Origin of the sequence: Microbacterium terrae, assembly GCF_017831975.1 — a bacterium.
In the GTDB taxonomy this organism is placed as follows: Bacteria; Actinomycetota; Actinomycetes; order Actinomycetales; family Microbacteriaceae; genus Microbacterium; species Microbacterium terrae.
This window is the reverse complement of record NZ_JAFDSS010000001.1, coordinates 2,532,506-2,550,956: the sequence shown is the minus strand read 5'-3', so window position 1 is coordinate 2,550,956 and position 18,451 is coordinate 2,532,506. Positions and strand designations below refer to the sequence as shown.

General features: G+C 70.7%; 13 protein-coding genes. 7 read left to right on the top strand and 6 right to left on the bottom strand.

What is annotated here, in order from left to right; translation table 11 throughout:
- Positions 1–6: 6 nt before the first annotated feature.
- Positions 7–537, bottom strand: a complete 531-nt coding sequence (locus tag JOD63_RS11715) for a hypothetical protein (RefSeq protein ID WP_307803164.1) — start codon at positions 535–537, stop codon at positions 7–9.
- 18 nt (positions 538–555) lie between these two features.
- On the opposite strand from JOD63_RS11715, the gene JOD63_RS11710 reads away from it, so the two are divergent.
- Complete coding sequence (locus JOD63_RS11710; RefSeq protein ID WP_045275935.1) at positions 556–1,197, top strand: 2-phosphosulfolactate phosphatase; 642 nt, start codon at positions 556–558, stop codon at positions 1,195–1,197.
- 85 nt (positions 1,198–1,282) lie between these two features.
- Here JOD63_RS11710 and JOD63_RS11705 read toward each other — a convergent pair whose 3' ends face one another.
- From JOD63_RS11705 to JOD63_RS11695, 3 genes are all read right to left on the bottom strand, one after another.
- A complete protein-coding gene (locus JOD63_RS11705) occupies positions 1,283–1,771 on the bottom strand; it encodes a SprT-like domain-containing protein (protein ID WP_045275936.1) in 489 nt (162 codons plus the stop codon).
- A gap of 65 nt (positions 1,772–1,836) precedes the next feature.
- Positions 1,837–2,364, bottom strand: coding sequence for a tetratricopeptide repeat protein (locus tag JOD63_RS11700; RefSeq protein WP_045275937.1), 528 nt, complete (start codon positions 2,362–2,364; stop codon positions 1,837–1,839).
- Positions 2,365–2,502: 138 nt separating this feature from the next.
- The gene (locus JOD63_RS11695; RefSeq protein ID WP_045275978.1) at positions 2,503–3,366 is read right to left on the bottom strand and encodes a spermidine synthase; all 864 of its coding nucleotides are present in this window, start codon (positions 3,364–3,366) and stop codon (positions 2,503–2,505) included.
- A 253-nt stretch (positions 3,367–3,619) separates the two neighbouring features.
- Between JOD63_RS11695 and JOD63_RS11690 the strand changes: the two genes are divergently transcribed.
- From JOD63_RS11690 to JOD63_RS11680, 3 genes are all read left to right on the top strand, one after another.
- Positions 3,620–5,278 carry an ABC transporter substrate-binding protein gene (locus JOD63_RS11690; protein ID WP_045275979.1) on the top strand — a complete coding sequence of 553 codons (1,659 nt, stop codon included), beginning with the start codon at positions 3,620–3,622 and terminating at the stop codon, positions 5,276–5,278.
- Between the two features lie 114 nt (positions 5,279–5,392).
- On the top strand, positions 5,393–6,397 hold the full coding sequence (locus JOD63_RS11685) for an ABC transporter permease (RefSeq protein ID WP_045275938.1): 1,005 nt from the start codon (positions 5,393–5,395) through the stop codon (positions 6,395–6,397).
- Positions 6,398–6,425: 28 nt separating this feature from the next.
- Complete coding sequence (locus tag JOD63_RS11680; RefSeq protein WP_045275939.1) at positions 6,426–7,388, top strand: ABC transporter permease; 963 nt, start codon at positions 6,426–6,428, stop codon at positions 7,386–7,388.
- Positions 7,389–7,459: 71 nt separating this feature from the next.
- On the opposite strand, the gene JOD63_RS11675 is transcribed toward JOD63_RS11680, so the two are convergent.
- On the bottom strand, positions 7,460–9,301 hold the full coding sequence (locus tag JOD63_RS11675; RefSeq protein WP_045275940.1) for a dipeptide ABC transporter ATP-binding protein: 1,842 nt from the start codon (positions 9,299–9,301) through the stop codon (positions 7,460–7,462).
- A 118-nt stretch (positions 9,302–9,419) separates the two neighbouring features.
- Between JOD63_RS11675 and pxpA the strand changes: the two genes are divergently transcribed.
- Both pxpA and JOD63_RS11665 read left to right on the top strand, forming a co-directional pair.
- The gene (gene pxpA / locus JOD63_RS11670; RefSeq protein ID WP_045275941.1) at positions 9,420–10,175 is read left to right on the top strand and encodes a 5-oxoprolinase subunit PxpA; all 756 of its coding nucleotides are present in this window, start codon (positions 9,420–9,422) and stop codon (positions 10,173–10,175) included.
- Between the two features lie 157 nt (positions 10,176–10,332).
- The gene (locus JOD63_RS11665) at positions 10,333–11,925 is read left to right on the top strand and encodes a 5-oxoprolinase subunit B/C family protein (protein WP_045275942.1); all 1,593 of its coding nucleotides are present in this window, start codon (positions 10,333–10,335) and stop codon (positions 11,923–11,925) included.
- A 15-nt stretch (positions 11,926–11,940) separates the two neighbouring features.
- Here JOD63_RS11665 and JOD63_RS11660 read toward each other — a convergent pair whose 3' ends face one another.
- A complete protein-coding gene (locus tag JOD63_RS11660) occupies positions 11,941–14,571 on the bottom strand; it encodes a DUF4062 domain-containing protein (protein WP_169748408.1) in 2,631 nt (876 codons plus the stop codon).
- Between the two features lie 364 nt (positions 14,572–14,935).
- Between JOD63_RS11660 and rpoB the strand changes: the two genes are divergently transcribed.
- Positions 14,936–18,430, top strand: a complete 3,495-nt coding sequence (gene rpoB / locus JOD63_RS11655; protein WP_045275943.1) for a DNA-directed RNA polymerase subunit beta — start codon at positions 14,936–14,938, stop codon at positions 18,428–18,430.
- Positions 18,431–18,451 lie beyond the last annotated feature (21 nt).

Sequence of the window (18,451 nt, the reverse complement as noted above, 5' to 3'; positions counted from 1 at the left end):
CCGCGGTCAGGCTTCGGCCGCGGCATCCCGTTCCGTCGTCTCGTCGTGCGCCCAGGACGGTGCGAGTGAACGGATGCGCGCCCCGCGCCACTGCCAGACGCTCCACAGCACGGGCCACAGCAGCGGCGCCGTGGGGCCGCCGATCACGAGGCGATCGCGCCACAGCGTCTTCCCGCCCGCCGCGGGCGAGATCGCCATCTGGTGATCCCAGACGTCGAGGCTCGCGAGAGGACCCGTGAGCGGGATGCCGCTGTCTCGGAAGATCCGCACGCGGCCCTCCGGCTCGTCGACGAACCGGTCGCTCGGGTGGATCAGCTGCCGCCCCATCGGAACCGAGCCGAACGCGCTGAGCTCCACGGGCACGTCGTCGCCCGGACTCCACGAGGTCGGCAACCCGCCCGGCACGAGCGGCGCGAGGTCGAGCACCGGTCCGTACAGCTCAGCGACGGCGCGCGGGGAGTGCACAGCGCGCCACGCGGCATCGGGGTCGCAGTCGATCACGAGCTTCAGCAGGATCCGCATGCTCCAGTGTGGCACCCGACGTACGCTGGACGGATGCCCGAGAGTCCGTTCGCCCAGACCTCGTACCAGGTGCGACACGAGTGGGGCGTCGACGCTCTCGCGACGCTCGCGCCCGCCCACGTCGTCGTTGTCGTCGACGTGCTGCGCTTCTCGTCGACGGTCATCCAGAGCCTCGAGGGTGGCGACGCCGTCGCGCTCGACGCGTCAGCCGATGCCGTCTCTCTCAACGGAGCCGCGGTCGCGCGGGCGGCAGCGGACACCGGCGCGACCGTGCTGCTCGGGGGCCTGCGCAACGCCTCGGCGGTGGCCGAGGCGGTGATGGCTGTGCAGCGCATGCGCGGAGCGCGCACGAGCATCGCGGTGATCGCCGCGGGGGAGCTGTCGTCGCGCGACGGCGATGGCCGCCTGCGCTTCGCGGTCGAGGACCAGTTCGGGGCCGGTGCCGTCATCGACGCGCTCGGTCGGCTCGGCATCGACCACACCTCACCCGAGGCCGCCGCGGCCGGAGAGTCGTTCCGGGCGCTCCGCGGCGCTGTGCGTCACCTGCTCACCGCGAGCGGGTCGGGGCGCGAGTTGATCGACCGCGGGCAGCGCGACGAGGTGCTCGCGGCCGCAGCGGTGGATGCGGCATCCGTCGTTCCCGTCCTGCGTGACGGGGTCTTCGTCGCCTTCTGACCGCGCCCCGCGTGCGCGGCAGTGGGCTCGGTGTGCCGCGGCGGCCTCGCTTCGCCGCCGCGTCCGGTCGGGGCGCGGACCCAGGTCAGCGCGGCGTCAGCGCCGCCAGTCGTGCGGCGGGCGTGATCTCGCGCCGCGTCCACGTGAAGCTGTGCGTCGCGTCGTAGGTGGGAGCGCACTTCGCACATGACATCGGGCGCCCCGGTCGGCGGTGACGGTGGGCGACGTGCCCGGCCGGGCAGACCCCGATCCAGGGAGCGAGCTCGGTCGCCGTCTCGCCGTGATGGGTGGTGCCGCCGACGTACCCGAGATCCCGCGCCACCGCGCGCCACTGCGGTCCGTGACCGGCCGACGGGCCGGCCAGGGCATGGGCCACCTCGTGCAGCAGGGTCTGGTGGTTCGTGTCGTCGTCGTAGCGTGCCGAAAGATAGCGCGAGACGCTGATGCGCTTGCGCGTGTAGTCGCAGAGCCCGGCTCGCCGCTTGGCGTTGTCGAAGCCGAACGACCACGACGCGTCGAGGTGGAGGGCGATGAGCGCGTCCGCCCAGCGGCGGACATCGGCGAGGTCTGACATGCCGGGAACGCTAGAACATACCTACGACACTGCGGTGCTGCGCGCGGCCCACGCGGTGCACGGGCTCAGCTCGCCACCGATGCGGCAGCCCGACGCCGATCGGCGGCGTCGATCGCGAGGAGCGTCGATTCGAGCTGGTCGTCGGTGGCGCCCGACTCCTGCCGCAGGAACAGCGCGCGCTTGAAGTCCTTGCGCGCCGCCTCGTAGTCCTCGGTGTCGAAATGGACCTTGCCGCGGTGCTGGTAGGCGAAGGCGGCGATCGCCGCCCATCCCTGTCCCTCGGCTTCCTCGGCGCAGGTGGTCATCTCGTGCTCAGCGGCGGCGAACGCGCCGCGCGCCTGCATCACCGAGGCGTGCAGGATGCGTGCGCGCAGCAGGTCTTTGCGGGTGCCCGCCATGCGCGCGACGCGTACCGACTCCTCCGACAGCACGAGGGAGTCCTCGGGGCGGCCGAGCACCTTCAGCAGCCAGACCCGTTCGAGCAGGGCCGGAAGGCTGCGCTGCTCGCCGATCTCGGCGAGGCGCTCGCTGCATGCGCTCGGGTCGACCTCTTCGCGGAGGGTGTCGGGGTCGAATCCCTGGATGAAGCTCATGGCGCTCCCTTCGCTCGCGTGCCGCCGTATCCAGTGTGCCCGCTCGCCCCGGAGACCGGCGGATCGGCACGCGGGGTCGGCGGGAGAACCGCGACGGGGTTCGGACAGACGCGGGATGCCCGCGGGGCGACGGCGGTGTCAGCGGGTGAACAGCGACGCCGTCGGCTTCGGCGAGGCCGTGGAATCGGCATCCGTCGACACGCGCGCGCCGCGCGCGAACTCGTCGACCTCGCGCCCCTCGGCGACCTTCGCCGGATGGGGCCCCGCCGCCATCAGCCGCGGCAGCCACTCGGTCGGAAGCGGGGCGCGGGACGCGGCGATCACGAGGTTGCCGAACCGGCGCCCCTTGAGGGTCTGCACCTCGGCGAGCACGATCACGTGCTCGAGCACCGCGCGCACCGTCGCCACCTGCCGGCGCGCGAAGGCGAGCCCTGCGCCGTCGGCGACGTTGACCAGCAGCACGCCGTCGGGCGCGAGGAAGCGGGATGCCTCGGTGTAGAACTCAACGGTGGTGAGGTGCGCCGGGGTCTGCGCTCCCGAGTACACGTCCGACACGACGAGATCGGCTGCGCCGTGGAGCCCGGCGGGCAGACGCCCCAGGCCCGCGCGTGCATCGCCGATGCGCACCCGCAGCGACGCGCCGCGCGGCAGCGGGAGGTTCTCGCGCACCAGGTCCCACAGCGTCTGCTCGAGTTCGATGACCTGCTGGCGCGAGCCCGGACGGGTCGCCTCGATGTAGCGGGGGAGGGTCAGCGCACCGGCGCCGAGATGGATCGCGGTCAGCGGCTGCCCGGGCATCCGCATCCGGTCGATCACCGCTCCCATGCGCGCGATGTACTCGAAGTGCAGGTGCGTCGGATCGTCGAGATCGACGTGCGATTGGGGCGTGCCGTCGACGTCGAGCTCCCACCCGCCGCCATACGGCGAGGGCACGACGCGTGCGATCGTGCCGTCCGAGAGCCTGACTTCGGGGACGGATGCCTCGTCCCGGGTGCGCGCCATGGCCTCAACGTTAGCCGCGCGGGTGTTCTGCGCCGTCGCGTCAGCGAAATGCTGCACCGGCTCGTCGGCGACTGCGCACATCGCCCTCCGAGGGCGGTTCGGACGGGTCGAAACACAATCGAGACACAGGTGTAATGCCGTGGACCCCGCCGCGCGGGTAGCGTCGAGCCATCACACCCCGCGAGGGCTCTGCGCACCTCTGCTCCACGATGACGTGCAGCGGCGCCCACACGACATGGAAGGTGCACAGCACATGCTCCACTCTGCGAGAAGGCGCTTGATCACCGGCGCTGCCGCAGTCGCCGTCGGCACACTCGTCCTCACCGCCTGCGCGAGCCAGCGCGACGGCGGAGGCAGCACCGAAGAGCCCGGCGACGTCGACACCACGTTCGTCTTCGGCGCTTCGGGCGACCCCGCGAGCCTCGACCCCGCCTTCGCGAGCGACGGCGAGACGTTCCGCGTGGCCCGTCAGATGTTCGAAGGCCTCGTCGGCACCGTGCCCGGCACGGCCGACCCCGCACCGCTCCTCGCCAAGAGCTGGGAGCAGCCCGACGACACCACCTACGTCTTCACCCTCGAAGAGGGTGTGAAGTTCCACGACGGAACGGACTTCAACGCCGAAGCGGTCTGCTTCAACTTCGACCGCCAGAACGCCTTCACCGGCGTCGCGGCATCGCAGAGCATGGCCTACTACTGGGGCGTCATCATGCGCGGGTTCGGCGACGAGTCGATCTACGGCGGCTGCACGGCCGACAGCGACACCCAGGCGACCATCACGCTGAAGGCGCCGTTCGCCGGCTTCATCCCGGCGCTGTCGCTGCCGTCGTTCTCCATCCAGAGCCCCTCGGCCCTCGAGGAGTTCGGCGCAGACGAGGTCGGCGGCACCGAGGAGGCACCGGTTCAGAGCGAGTACGGTCAGGGCCACCCGACCGGCACCGGGCCGTTCGTGTTCGACTCGATCTCTCCCGGGGAGCAGACCGTGCTCACCGCGAACCCCGACTACTGGGGTGAGCAGGGTCAGGTCGAAGAGGTGATCTTCAAGGTCATCGGCGACACCACCGCCCGCCGCCAGGCTCTCGAGTCGGGCAGCATCGACGGGTACGACCTGGTCGCCCCCGCCGACCTGCAGGCGCTCGAAGACGCCGGGTTCGACCTCGTCAACCGCGAGGCGTTCAACGTGCTGTACCTCGGCATCAACCAGGCGGCGCCGGGTCTCGGCGACGTGAAGGTGCGCCAGGCGATCGCCCAGGCGATCGACAAGGACGCGCTCATCACCCAGGTGCTCCCCGAGGGCACCGAGGCGGCGACGCAGTTCATGCCGCCCGCCGTCATCGGCTGGAACGACGCCGTCACCGAGTACGCGTACGACCCCGACGCGGCCAAGGCCCTCCTCGCCGAGGCCGGCTACGACGAGGCGAACCCGCTCGAGATCACCTTCAACTACCCGGTGAACATCTCGCGCCCGTACATGCCCAACCCCGAGCAGATCTTCACCAACCTGCAGAGCCAGCTCGAGGCCGTCGGCATCACCGTCAACCCGGTGACGAACGAATGGGTCGAGTACCTCGACCTCATGCAGGGCGGCACCGAGCACGGCATCCACCTGCTCGGCTGGACGGGCGACTACAACGACCCCGACAACTTCGTCGGCACGTTCTTCGGACTGCCCACGAACGAGTGGGGCTTCGACAACCAGGAGCTCTTCGACGCGCTGAGCGAGGCGCGCGGTCTCGCGACCGAAGAGGAGCAGGAAGCCGCGTACCTCGCGATCAACGAGCAGATCATGCAGTTCCTGCCCGGTGTGCCCCTCGCACACCCGGTGCCGACGCTGGCCTTCGACGCCCGAGTGACGTCGTACCCGGCGAGCCCGGTGCAGGACGAGGTCTACAACATGGTCGAGCTCAGCGAGTGAGCCGATGACGGATGCCCCGGTCCGGCCGCATCGCCGGGCCGGGGCATCCGTCGCCCTCTGCTCGCTCGTCCTGCTCGCTCTGCGACCGCGGTCGCCCCACCGGAGAGATCCCACGTGCTACGCACCATCGGCCGGCGCCTCCTCCTGCTCGTCCCCACACTCTTCGGGCTGACCCTGCTGCTGTTCTTCTGGGTCCGTGCCCTCCCCGGCGGCCCGGCGGTCGCCCTGCTCGGCGAACGGGCGACGCCCGAGCGCGTCGCCGAGATCAATGAGCTCTACGGCTTCAACGAGCCGCTCATCGCCCAGTACTTCACCTGGCTCGGCCAGCTCCTGCAGGGCAACTTCGGCGTCTCGATCCAGACGCAGCGCCCGGTGACCGAGGAGTTCGCGCGCCGGTTCCCCGCGACCCTCGAACTGACGATCTTCGCGATCATCCTCGCCGTCGGCCTCGGCATCGCGATCGGCTACTGGGCCGCGCGCCGCCACGGCAGGGCCGGCGACCACGTCGCCGTGTTCGGCAGCCTGCTGGGCATCACGATCCCGGTGTTCTTCCTCGCGTTCATGCTCAAGTGGCTGTTCGCGGTGCAGCTGGGTTGGCTGCCGTCCGACGGGCGACAGGATCCGCGAATGGATGCCACCCACTACACGAACCTCTACGTGCTCGACGGCATCATCACGGGGGAGTGGGATGCCGCGTGGGATGCGTTCCTGCACCTCATCCTGCCCGGCATCGCGCTGGCGACCATCCCGCTCGCGATCATCACCCGCATCACCCGGGCATCGGTGCTCGAGGTGCAGAACTCCGACTTCGTGCGCACCGGCATGGCCAAGGGCATCTCGCGCGGCACCATCCGCAGCCGCTTCATCATGCGCAACTCCCTGCTGCCGGTGGTCACCACGATCGGCCTGCAGTTCGGCCTGCTCCTGTCGGGCGCGATCCTCACCGAGTCGGTCTTCGCCTACCCCGGCATCGGGTCGTTCCTCTACCGAGCGATCTTCAGCCGCGACTACCCCGTGCTCCAGGGGTTCATCCTCTTCATCGCCATCCTCTACGCGCTCATCAACCTCATCGTCGACGTGTCGTACAGCTTCATCGACCCGAGAGTGCGGGTGCAGTGATGGCGGGCAACCTGATCGGAGGTGCGGCATGACGTCCGCGATGCTCCCCCCGGCCGCGAGTGGCGGCCCCGTCGACGACACCGCGATCGACGACAGAGAGCTGCTCGCCGCCAAGACGCGCGGCGGCGGCTTCTGGCGCGACGTGTTCCGGCGCCTGCGCCGCAACCCCAGCGCCTGGGTCGGCGCCGTCATCACGGCGATCTTCGTGCTCGTCGCGGTGTTCGCCCCGTGGCTGGCACCGTATCCGGCCGAAGCACTGCCGGGTCAGCAGTACATCACCCCCGGGCACATCCCGGGCCCCGGCGAGATCCCCGGGTTCCCGCTCGGCCTCGACCGCTTCGGCGGCGACATGCTCTCGAAGCTCATCTGGGGCGCGCGGGCATCGCTGCTGATCGGCATCGTGTCGACCGTGCTCGGTCTCGTCGGCGGCATGATCCTGGGCCTCGTCGCCGCCACGTTCGGCGGCTGGGTCGACACGCTGGTCATGCGCTTCGTCGACATCCTGCTGTCGGTTCCGTCGCTGCTGCTCGCCGTGTCGATCGCGGCGCTCATGGGGCAGACGCCGCTGGCGATCATGATCGCGATCGGCGCCGCGCAGGTGCCGATCTTCGCGCGCCTCCTCCGCGCATCGATGCTGCAGCAGCGCTCGAGCGACTATGTGCTGTCGGCGGCGACGCTCGGTCTCGGCCGCGGCCGCATCACGATGACGCACGTGCTGCCCAACGCGGTCGGCCCGGTGATCGTGCAGGCGACGCTCACCCTGGCGACCGCCGTCATCGAGGCTGCCGGCCTGTCGTACCTCGGTCTCGGCGGCGGGGTGCCGCAGACCGCGGAGTGGGGCCGGATGCTCACCTATGCGCAGCTCGAGCTCGCGGTCAACGCGTGGATCGCATTCCTCCCCGGCATCTGCATCACCATCACCGCGCTCGGCTTCACGCTCCTCGGCGAGGCGCTGCGCGAGGCGATGGACCCGAGGACCCGAGCCCGCTGACGCCGAGCACTCCGCCCGCGCGCCTTCCGCGGTGCGAGGTCGCGTGACGCGGCGCGCGACCGCGGGAGGGGTCAGACGGCGATGTCGAGCTCGTTGCCCGGAATCGAAGCGAGGAGTCGCCGCGTGTACGGGTCGCGCGGGTTGGTGAAGATCTCCTCCGACGACGCCGCTTCGACGAGCTGACCGTCCTTCATCACGCACACGTAGTCGCTGATGAGCCGCACCACGGCGAGGTCGTGCGAGATGAACAGGTAGCTCAGCCCGTATTCGCGCTGCAGGTCGCCGAGCAGGCGCAGGATCTGATCCTGCACGAGCACGTCGAGGGCCGACACCGGCTCGTCGCACACGATGAGGTCGGGCGAGAGGGCGAGGGCGCGGGCGATCGCGATGCGCTGGCGCTGGCCGCCCGAGAGCTCGGACGGGTAGCGGCGCAGCATCGACTGCGGCAGCGCCACGTCGTCGAGCAGCTGCCGCACGCGCGCCGCACGGTCCTTGGCCGAGCCCCGCTTGTAGAACTCGAGCGGCTCGCTGATGATCCGCTCGATCGAGAACATCGGGTTCAGCGACGAGTACGGGTCCTGGAAGATCGGCTGCACGCGCTGGCGGAAGCTGCGCAGTTCGCGCCCTTTCAGCTTCGCGACATCCTGACCATCGAAGCGGATGGAACCGGCGGTGGGGTCGACCACCTTCAGCACCATGCGGGCGGTGGTGGTCTTGCCCGATCCCGATTCACCCACGACCGCGACGGTCTCGCCGCGGGGGATCGAGAACGACACGTCCTTGACCGCGGCGAAGTCCTCCTTGCTGCCGCGCACCGGGTACATCTTCGTCAGGCCTTCGACCTCGACGATGTAGTCGGGGACGGATGCCGCGGGCTCGGTGGCGCCGCGCTCGGCGGTCGTCGCGGGCGGGGCATCCGTGGCGGGCGTTGCAGCGGGAGTCGCCGCGGGTGCGGCGGCGGTGGCTGCGGGCGCGGCATCCGTCGTCGTCTCCTCGGCTGACGGCTCGACCGGCGTCTCGCTCGGTGCCTCGGCCGCCGGCGCGATGTCGACCGCGGCGTCCCCGCGGCGGAACACCTCGGGCCGCAGGCGCACCGCAGCCACCGACGGCGCCGCCTTCACGAGCGCCTGGGTGTACGGGTGCTGCGGGTCTTCGAGGATCTGGCGGGCGGGGCCCTGCTCGACGATGCGTCCGCGGTTCATCACGACCACGCGCGCGGCGCGCTCGGCGGCGAGGCCGAGGTCGTGGGTGATGAGCATCACCGCGGTGCCGAGGTCGCCGGTCATGCGCTCGAGCTGGTCGAGGATCGTCTTCTGCACGGTGACGTCGAGGGCGCTGGTGGGCTCGTCGGCGATCAGCAGCTTGGGGTTGCAGGCGAGTCCGATCGCGATGAGCGCGCGCTGGCGCATGCCGCCGGAGAACTCGTGCGGGTACTGCTTGGCGCGGTCCTCGGCATTGGGGAGCCCTGCCGCGGCGAGGGTCTCGACCACCTTGCGGTCGACGTCCTTGCGGGTGGCGAGCCCGTGCGCGAGCAGCGTCTCGGCGATCTGGGTGCCGATCTTCGTGACCGGGTTGAGGTTCGACATCGGGTCCTGCGGCACGAGCCCGATCGAGCGGCCGCGCACGGTGCGCATGACGCTCTCGGGCGCGCCGACGAGGTCCTGCCCTTCGAACAGGATGCTGCCGCGCACGACCTTGCCGTTGCCCGAGAGCAGTCCGATCACGGCCATCGCCGACGTGGACTTGCCAGAGCCGGACTCGCCCACGATCGCCAGGGTCTCGCCGGCGGCGAGATCGAGGTCGACACCCTCGACCGCGTGCACGGTGCCGTCCATCGTCTGGAAGTCGACGGCCATGTCGCGTACCTGGAGGAGCGGCGTGCCGGCCGCGAGACGTTCATCGGATCGGGCCATGCGCTCCATCCTGCCCCGCGCCGCTCCCGCGCGCACGCGTTCGGCGTCAGCCTTTACGCATCCGTAACGACCGCCGACCGCCGGGTCCGCGGCACGGGAGCGGGGCTACCGTGGTCGCATGACCGCGATCGACCTGAACGCCGACCTCGGCGAGACCGTCGACGGTGTCGCCACCGCCGACGACGAGGCGATGTTCGCGGTGATCTCGAGCGCGAGCATCGCGTGCGGCGGCCATGCCGGTGACGCCCCATCGATGCGCGCGGCCGTCGAGCGGGCGGGTCGGTTCGCCGTCGCGGTCGGCGCGCATCCCTCCTACCCCGACCGCGCGAACTTCGGGCGCCTCGCGATGTCGATCGACGCCGCCGACCTCGAAGCCGCGGTCTCGGCGCAGCTCGCAGCGCTCGCCGCAGCGGGCGCGGGCATCCGGTACGTGAAGCCCCACGGTGCGCTGTATCACGCGGTCTCGGCCGACCCGGCGCAGGCTCGCGCCGTCGCTCGGGCGGTCGCCGCGCTCAGTGATCGGCTGGGCCGGGCGCTGCCGATCCTCGGCATGCCGGGGGCGATCGTCGACGCCGCCGCCGAGGTGGGGCTGCCGTTCGTGCTCGAGGCGTTCCTCGATCGCGGCTACCGCGCCGACGGCACGCTCGTGCCGCGCGCCGAGCCGGGGGCGCTGCTGTCGGACGCGGCGGTCGTCGCGCAGCGCGCACTTCGGCTCGCGCAGACGGGCGAGGTCGAGGCGGTCGACGGCACGGTGCTGACGACGGATGCCGCGTCGCTCTGCGTGCACGGCGACTCGCCGTCGGCCGTGGCGATGGCCCGCGCGGTGCGGACGGCCCTCGACGACGCCGGCGTCGACGTGCGGGCACCGTGGTGAGGGGCGAGGTGCCGGGCATCCGCCCCGCTCGCCCGACCCGTCCGACCGCCGTGGGCGCCGAGCCAGGACGTCTCGCCGAGACAGTGCGCGACACCGCCTGCGTCGGCGAGCGTGCCTGTGTCGACGAGAACGGACCCGACGCGGGGGAGCGCACGGCATGGTGAGGGGACGCATCCTCCCGGTCGGCGAGCGAGCCCTCCTCGTCGAGGTCGACGGACTCGCCGAGGTGCTGCGCACCCATGCGGCGCTGGATGCGGCGCGGATCGAGGGCGTCGTCGACCTGGTGCCGGCGGCGCGCACCGTACTCGTGCGAATCGACTCCCGCGTGCTGCAGCCGACCGCGGCCCGCGCGTGGATCGCCGGCGTCGAGATCCCCGAGGCGGGCGCGGTCGCGGCCGGCAGCCCCGTCGAACTCGATGTCGTCTACGACGGCGCCGACCTCGCCGACACAGCCGAGCTCCTCGGACTCACGACCGATGGTCTCGTCGCCCGACACAGCGCGGCGTGCTGGACGGTCGCCTTCACCGGCTTCGCGCCGGGCTTCGGATACCTGGTGAGCGACGACTGGCCGTTCGACGTGCCTCGGCTCGACGTGCCGCGCACCCGGGTTCCGGCCGGATCCGTCGCCCTCGCCGCGGGATTCAGCGGCGCCTACCCGCGTGAGACCCCGGGTGGCTGGCGGCTGATCGGGGCGACGGATGCGCCGCTGTTCGACCCCGACTCGGATTCGCCCGCGCTCCTGATGCCCGGCACCCGCGTGCGCTTCCGCGTCGCCCCGGCTGCTCGGGCCGCCGGCGCGGGCGCGGCGGTATCCAGCGCGGGTGCGGCAGCCGCCGGCGCGGGTGCGCCGGTCTCCAGCGCGGGTGCGCCCACCGCCGGACCGGCGCTGCGCATCCTCGAGCCGGGGCTCCTCGCCACGATCCAGGACCTCGGCAGACCGGGGGCGGCCTCGCTCGGGGTCTCGGCATCGGGGGCGCTCGACCGCGGGGCGCTGCGCACCGCGAACCGGCTCGTCGGCAACCGTGAGGACGCGGCCGGCATCGAGGTCACGATGGGCGGGCTGCGCGCCGTCGCCGACACCGACCTCTGGTTCGCGGTCACCGGCGGCTGGGGGCCGGTTCGGGTCGACGGGCGCGAGGTCGACCCGTACGCGGCGCAAGCCTGGCCCGCCGGAGCGGAGCTGCACCTCGACTGGCTCTCCCACGGAGCGCGCGCCTACCTGGCGGTGCGCGGGGGAGTCGAGGCTCGCCTCGCACTCGGCTCGCGCTCCACCGATCTGCTCGCGGGCCTCGGCCCCGCGCCGCTGCGCGCGGGAGCCGTGGTGGCCGTCGGCGACGCGGCATCCGTCCCCGTCCCCGCGACCACGATCGCGCCCTGGAGTGCGCCCGACGACGCCGAGCTGCTCGTCGAGCTCGGCCCCGGCGCACGCGCCGACTGGTTCACCGCGGCCGCCCGCGCACAGCTCTACGACGCGGTCTGGACCGTGACGAACGACGCCGACCGCGTCGGCATGCGCCTCGACGGCCCCGTGCTGGAGCGCTCGCGCGACGGCGAGCTGCCGAGCGAGGGGATGGTGCCGGGCGCGCTCCAGGTGCCGCCGAGCGGGCGACCGACGATCCTCCTCGCCGACGGACCGGTCACCGGCGGGTACCCCGTCATCGCGGTGGCGACGGATGCCTCGCTCGATCTGCTCGCGCAGGCCCGGCCGGGCACCCGCATCCGGTTCCGCCACGCGCGACCGACCCGGTGAGCCGCGCCGCCGCCGTCACCAGCGGTGGAGCGCGCCGTGCAGGTCGGCGTACGCCTCGGGCGGGAGCGCCAGCTGCACGGCTTCGCGCATCGAGAGGTCGGCGCCCTCCGACTCGCCCGCGGCGACGGACTCGGGGTCGCGGCCGCGCAGGATCTCGAGGTAGGGCGTGTGCACGGTGAAAGCCTCCACGTCGAAGATGCCGATCCGCTGCCGGATGATGCCGGCTGCGACGGCGAGGGCGGCGGCGCGGAACGCCTCGCCGCGTGCGGCAGCGACCGCGCAGACCCCTTCGAGTCCGTACGCGACGCCCTCGTCGTAGCGCAGTCGCACCGACAGGATGAGGGTGCGGACGAACTCCTCCTCGGCATCGTCGATGTGCCCGAGCGTGAAGTTGAGGCGCGAGCGCAGGTTGCCCGCCACCGACGCGGTGAACAGGTCGCCGTGCTCGTCGGCGACGGCGCTCGCCCGGGCGAAGTGCGCGAGCGCCTCATCGGTGCTGCCGCGGAGCCACGCGAGCCTGCCGAGCGAGACCTCGGTGATCGCCTCCGCCCAGGCGTTGCCGCCGGCGCGGAGCCGGGCGACCGCGTCGCGCAGCTCCGCACCGGCCTTGTCGACGTCGATGTCGGAGAGCTGCACGCGCGCCGTCGCGCGTGCGGCGAGCGCCATGGCGGCGGCATCCTCGTCGCCCGCCTCGGTGAACAGGCGCACGCACTCGCCGAGTCCTGCGACGACCTGCTCGCTGGGGCGCTGCCACATCTCGCCCCACAGCGCGAAGAACCAGGCGATGGCGCGTGTGCGCTGAGTGATCGGATGCTCGTGCTGCTTCTCGAGCAGCTCCAGCATCCACACCCGCACCTCGGCGAAGAACCCCGAGATCCACCAGTAGATGAGCAGGCTCCAGGCGAAGTCGCCGGCATCGTCGAGCCTGTCGGTGTAGATCAGGTGGCGCACCGCGGCGCGGAGGTTGGGGAGGTCGAGTCCGAGCTGCACGACCGCCTCGACCTGGCTGCTGCCGCCGAGGCCCGGAGCGAGCCTGGCCACGAGTGCCGCGTAGTAGTCGGCGTGCGCCGCGCGCACGACATCCGCATCGCCCTCGGCCTTGAGCCGATCGATCGCGTACTCGCGCACCATCGCCAGAAGCGAGAACACCGCGCGCCCGTCGATGTCGATCTGCTTCACGAGCGAGCTGTCGACCAGCGCCGCCAGGCCGTCGATCGCCTGATCGCCCCACCCGCGCTCGGCGCCGAGCGCCTCGACCGCGGCGAACGTGAAGCGGGTCGCGAACACCCCGAGGTCGGAGAGCATGCCCCGCTGCTCGTCGGGGAGCAGGCTCACACTCCAGTCGATCGTCGCGCGCATCGTGCTGTGGCGCTCGGGCATGTCGCGCACCGTCGCCGTGAGGAGGGGAAGCGTCCGCCCCAGGCGCTCGGCGATGCCGGCGGGCGGAAGCAGGCGCACCTTCGCCGCGGCGAGCTCGATCGCGAGCGGCAGCCCCTCGAGCGTCCGGCAGATGTCGGCGACGTCTGCGGCGTTCTCTGCGGTGACGTCGAAACCGGGTTTGACGGCCTGCGCGCGGTCGACGAACAGGGCGACCGCCGCCGACCGCGTGGTGCGGTCGAGCTTCGCGGGCTGGTCGCCGGGAGGGGTCGAGAGCGAGGGGACCTCGTAGACGCGCTCGCCGCGGATGCGCAGCACGCTCCGGCTGGTGACGAGGAACGTCGCGCTCGGCGCCGCGGCATACAGCCGCACCAGCACGGGTGCCGCGTCGATGATCTGCTCGAAGTTGTCGAGCACGATGAGCACCTTGCGGTCGGTGAGGGCGTGGGCGATGCGCTCGTCGAGCGCGGCTTCGCCGTTGTCGCGGATGCCGAGGTAGTAGGCGAGCGTCGGAAGGAGCAGGCCCGGCTCGAGCACGCCCTCGAGCAGTGCGAAGTAGGTGCCGTCGGGGAAGAGGTCCTCGGTCGCCCGCGCCACCTCGATCGCGAGGCGCGACTTGCCGATGCCGCCGGGGCCGATGAGGCTCACCACCCGGTCGGTTCCACGGGCGAGCAGCGCCCGCACGTTCTCGATGTCGCGCTCGCGGCCGATCGTGGTCGTGTACGGGACGGGGATGCGCGGCACGGTCGGCTCGTCGAGCTCAGGGGCGCCGGCGTCGGCGGTCCGCGACTCGTCGAACCGCTCGGCGAGCAGCATCGCGAGGTCTGCGGCCACGCGCTCGCCGAGTTCCGCCGCGTCGGCGAAGTGGAGGTAGGCGGCCGTGTCGTCGGACTGGATGCGCGCGATCAGCTCGCGAAGGCGCTCATCGCGGGTGTCGACGTCTTTGACGTAGATCAGCTTGGGCATCCCCGGCGGGGCGAGGTTGTACTCGTCCTCGAGTCCAGACACCCCCTCGTCGGGGGCGATCCAGCCGTAGCTCGCCCCGTAGATCCCCACGAACACGTCGCTCTGCGCGAGATAGGAGCGATAGAGCTCGCGCGGCGGATGCGGCCGGGCCCCGAGTTCGAACATCACGGGCGCGAGCAGCATCGCCTCGACCGCCTCGCGCACCGCGGCGCGCTCGGCTGCGAGCTCGCGCAGGGTCGAGCTCACGAACACCCGGATCCGCTGGTCGGGAGTGCGGATCACGGGGCGTCCCACCCCAGTCATGTGCACATCATGCACCCGCATGCACCGGTCCCGCCATCACCCGGATGCATCGCTGTATCGACAGGATGCCGGGGGAGCCGACGATCGAGCCGTCGATCGAGCCGTCGTGACCGGTTCTGCAAGGCCCCCGACGGCGCGTATACCGCAGCATCCGAAGGTCGTCAAGGATCCCGCTTTACATGGCGCGTCTTGATGCGTATAGTGGGTAGTTGCGCTCTTGGATTCCCCCTGCCCTCATATGGTGGTCGGCTGTGCCCGTGCGCCCTCGCTCGATGCGAGGCGTGACGCGCGGGCTTCGGGGACGATCGAGCACCCAACCTGACGACAAGGATATGGGGCCTACGGGCCCACGGAGGTAATCCCCTTGGCTGCTGCGCGCAACGCATCCACCACCACCCTCAAGAACGGCCGCGGAGCTTCCCGCCTCTCGTTCGCCAAGATCTCCGACACGCTGGAGGTCCCCGACCTTCTGGCGCTGCAGACGGAGTCGTTCGACTGGCTCGTCGGCAACGAGGCCTGGAAGGCCCGTGTGCAGGAGGCGGCCGAGACCGGCCGCACCGGCGTTCCCGACAAGAGCGGTCTCGAGGAGATCTTCGAGGAGATCTCGCCGATCGAGGACCTGAGCGAGACCATGCAGCTCTCGTTCGCGAACCCGTACCTCGAGCCCGAGAAGTACTCCATCGAGGAGTGCAAGGAGCGCGGAAAGACGTACGCCGCCCCGCTCTACGTCGAGGCCGAGTTCATGAACCACCAGACCGGTGAGATCAAGACCCAGACGGTCTTCATGGGCGACTTCCCGCTCCAGACCGACAAGGGCACGTTCATCATCAACGGCACCGAGCGTGTCGTCGTGTCGCAGCTCGTGCGCTCGCCCGGTGTCTACTTCGACAAGACGCCCGACAAGACCTCCGACAAGGACATCGTCTCGGCGCGCATCATCCCCTCGCGCGGTGCCTGGCTCGAGTTCGAGATCGACAAGCGCGACCAGGTCGGCGTGCGCATCGACCGCAAGCGCAAGCAGTCGGTCACCGTCTTCATGAAGGCTCTCGGCCTCTCCAGCGAAGACATCCTCAACGAGTTCGCCGGCTTCGACTCGATCGAGGAGACGCTCTCCAAGGACACCGTCCTCACCAAGGAAGACGCGCTCCGCGACATCTACCGCAAGCTCCGTCCGGGCGAGCAGGTCGCCGCCGAGGCCGCCCGCGCGCTCCTCGACAACTTCTACTTCAACCCGAAGCGCTACGACCTCGCCAAGGTGGGTCGCTACAAGATCAACCAGAAGCTGGGCCTCGAGTCCGAGCTGGGCGAGTCGGTGCTGACGGTCAAGGACATCGTCGAGACCATCAAGTACCTCGTGCGCCTGCACCGCGGCGACACCGTCTTCGAGGGTGTCCGCGGCGGCAAGGCGGCCGAGATCCGCCTCGACGTCGACGACATCGACAACTTCGGCAACCGCCGCATCCGCGCGGTCGGCGAGCTGATCCAGAACCAGGTCCGCACCGGTCTGTCGCGCATGGAGCGCGTCGTCCGCGAGCGCATGACCACGCAGGACATCGAGGCGATCACGCCCCAGACCCTGATCAACGTGCGTCCCGTCGTCGCCGCGATCAAGGAGTTCTTCGGAACGTCGCAGCTGTCGCAGTTCATGGACCAGAACAACCCGCTCGCGGGTCTGACCCACAAGCGCCGCCTGTCGGCGCTCGGCCCCGGTGGTCTGTCGCGTGAGCGCGCAGGCGTCGAGGTCCGTGACGTCCACCCCTCGCACTACGGCCGCATGTGCCCGATCGAGACGCCGGAAGGCCCGAACATCGGTCTGATCGGCTCGCTCGCATCGTTCGCGCGCATCAACGCGTTCGGCTTCATCGAGACGCCGTACCGCCGCGTGACCGACGGCAAGGTGACCGACGAGATCGACTACCTCACCGCTTCGGAGGAGAGCGACTACATCGTCGCGCAGGCCGGTGTCGAGCTGAAGGCCGACGGTTCGTTCGCGAACGACCGCGTCCTCGCCCGTCGCGGCCAGGGTGGCGAGGTCGACCTGTTCCACGCCGAGGAGATCGGCTACATGGACGTCTCGCCGCGCCAGATGGTGTCGGTGGCGACCTCGCTCATCCCGTTCCTCGAGCACGACGACGCGAACCGCGCCCTCATGGGTGCGAACATGCAGCGCCAGGCTGTTCCGCTGCTGCGCTCCGAGTCGCCCGTGGTCGGCACCGGTATGGAGGGCTACGCCGCGATCGACGCCGGCGACGTCATCACCGCCGACAAGGCCGGTGTCGTCGTCGAGGTCTCGGCCGACGTCGTGACCGTGCAGCTCGACGAGGGCGGCGTGCAGGACTACTTCCTGCGCAAGTTCGACCGCTCGAACCAGGGCACGTCGTACAACCAGCGCGTGGTCGTCTCGGCCGGTGAGCGCGTCGAGGCCGGCGAGGTCATCGCCGACGGTCCTGCGACCGAGAACGGCGAGCTCGCCCTCGGCAAGAACCTCCTCGTTGCGTTCATGACGTGGGAGGGTCACAACTTCGAAGACGCGATCATCCTCAGCCAGAACCTGGTGAAGGACGACACCCTCTCCTCGATCCACATCGAGGAGTACGAGGTCGACGCCCGCGACACGAAGCTCGGCAAGGAGGAGATCACCCGTGATCTCCCCAACGTCAGCCCCGACCTGCTCAAGGACCTCGACGAGCGCGGCATCATCCGCATCGGCGCCGAGGTGCGCCCCGGCGACATCCTCGTCGGCAAGGTCACGCCCAAGGGCGAGACCGAGCTGTCGGCCGAGGAGCGCCTGCTCCGCGCGATCTTCAACGAGAAGAGCCGCGAGGTGCGCGACACGTCGCTGAAGGTGCCCCACGGTGAGCAGGGCACGATCATCGCGGTCAAGGAGTTCAACGCCGAGGACGGCGACGACGAGCTCGGCTCGGGCGTCAACCGCCGCGTCGTGGTCTACATCGCCCAGAAGCGCAAGATCACCGAGGGCGACAAGCTCGCCGGCCGCCACGGCAACAAGGGCGTCATCGCGAAGATCCTCCCCGTCGAGGACATGCCCTTCCTCGCCGACGGCACCCCGGTCGACGTGATCCTCAACCCGCTCGGCATCCCGGGTCGAATGAACTTCGGCCAGGTGCTGGAGCTCCACCTCGGCTGGATCGCGAAGCAGGGCTGGAAGGTCGAGGGCACGCCCGAGTGGGCCGCCCAGCTGCCGCAGCAGGCGTTCGAGGCCCCCGCGAACACGAAGGTCGCCACCCCGGTGTTCGACGGCGCGTTCGAGGCCGAGATCGCGGGTCTGCTCGACTCGACCCTGCCCACGCGCGACGGTGTGCGCCTGATCGACTCGACGGGCAAGACGCAGCTGTTCGACGGCCGCTCCGGCGAGCCGTTCCCGGCTCCGATCTCGGTCGGCTACATGTACATCCTGAAGCTGCACCACCTCGTCGACGACAAGATCCACGCGCGCTCGACGGGCCCGTACTCGATGATCACCCAGCAGCCGCTCGGTGGTAAGGCGCAGTTCGGTGGCCAGCGCTTCGGTGAGATGGAGGTGTGGGCCCTCGAGGCCTACGGCGCCGCATACGCGCTCCAGGAGCTCCTCACGATCAAGTCCGACGACATCCTCGGCCGCGTCAAGGTGTACGAGGCCATCGTCAAGGGCGAGAACATCCAGGAGCCGGGCATCCCCGAGTCGTTCAAGGTGCTCATGAAGGAGATGCAGTCGCTCTGCCTGAACGTCGAGGTGCTCTCGGCGGACGGTACGGCGGTCAACCTCCGCGACACCGACGACGACGCCTTCCGCGCAGCGGAAGAGCTCGGCATCAACATCTCCAGCCGCTTCGAGTCCTCGTCGATCGACGAGATCTAAGTCGCCAGGCAACGAACAGAA